This window comes from Microbacterium sp. ISL-103 (assembly GCF_018613995.1).
Taxonomy (GTDB): Bacteria; Actinomycetota; Actinomycetes; order Actinomycetales; family Microbacteriaceae; genus Microbacterium.
The window spans coordinates 4,808-5,228 of sequence record NZ_JAGGPD010000171.1 but is presented as its reverse complement, the minus strand read 5'-3'; the positions used below and the strand labels follow the sequence as shown (position 1 = coordinate 5,228).

The window sequence follows — 421 nt, the reverse complement described above, 5'->3', positions numbered from 1 at the left end:
TGCGGATGCCGAGGGGGAGGGTGCTGATCCGTTCAACTCTGATCCGCGGTGCGTGATCGATGACCGCACTGCGGCGCAGAAGCGTCATGATGCTCTCGCGGCGGTGGTGGTGATCGCTGCCCGTCACAAAGACATGCCCACGCTCGGTGGTGCATCCCCGGTCCTCGTCGTCAACGTCGACGCCCACGACCTCGCGAACCCCGCCACTCACGCCTCTCACGCCGCGGGCTCAGCCTTCGGACCGGGTGCCACCTTCGGGACGAGCCGCAACACCGGGTGGGCGACGATCCCCGGATCCGGTGCCCACGTCCCCGTCTCGGTCGCCGCGCAGGTCGCGTGCGCGGGGGCGATCCAACGGGTCCTGTTCGACGAGGGTCGCATCATCGGGCTCACGCCCACTGACCGGGTGTTCACCGTGCAT

Annotated in this window: 1 protein-coding gene; it reads left to right on the top strand. The window is 68.9% G+C overall.

What is annotated here, in order from left to right:
• Positions 1–52: 52 nt before the first annotated feature.
• Positions 53–421, top strand: a 369-nt coding sequence (locus J7E68_RS07115) for a DUF222 domain-containing protein (protein ID WP_311416592.1), incomplete at its 3' end; no start/stop codon positions are given.